This window comes from Aminobacter sp. P4_D5, from assembly GCF_056401815.1.
This window is the reverse complement of the sequence record NZ_JBFUIP010000985.1, coordinates 1-609: the sequence shown is the minus strand read 5'-3', so window position 1 is coordinate 609 and position 609 is coordinate 1. Positions and strand designations below refer to the sequence as shown.

The window sequence follows — 609 nt, the reverse complement described above, 5'->3', positions numbered from 1 at the left end:
GCCTGGAATCCCGCGCCACCGACGAGGTGCGCGAGGCCATCGTCTCGCGCCGCTTCCCGCCGGGACACCGCCTCACCGAGATGCAGCTGGCGGCCGAGCTCGGCGTCTCCCGCGGCACGGTGCGCTCGGCCCTGCACACGCTGCTGTCCGAGGGGCTGATCGCCCAGCGCCCCTACGCCGCCTGGGAGGTCGTGGGCCTCACCGCCGAGGACACCTGGGAGCTCTACACGCTGCGCGCCGCGCTGGAGGGCATGGGCGCCGAGCTGACCGCCGCGGCGCTGGCCGGAAAGCGCATCTCGCCGGCGCCGCTCCAGGCGGCCTTCGACGCGCTGGAGACGGCCTGCCGCGCCGAGGACGTCGCCGCCTCGGACGAAGCGGACCTCGCCTTCCACAAGGCGGTGATAGCCGCCGCCGGGCACGGACGCCTGCTCGGCCAGTACGAGCGGGTGCAGGCGCAGATGCGCATGCTCATCGGTTTCGCGAACGACAAGCCGACCTCCTGCATTCGGCTGGTGCCGCAGCACCAGGCGCTGCTGGACGCGCTGCTCTCGGGCGACGCCGGCAGGGCTGGACAACTCTTCCGCGAGCACGCTCGCATCTTCGGGGAGG

1 protein-coding gene is annotated in these 609 nt (G+C 73.6%); it reads left to right on the top strand.

Translation table 11 applies throughout. The annotated features are described in order from the left end of the window. Positions 1–609: GntR family transcriptional regulator (locus tag AC1DWF_RS36210; protein WP_476843275.1), on the top strand; the 609-nt coding region annotated here is incomplete at both ends.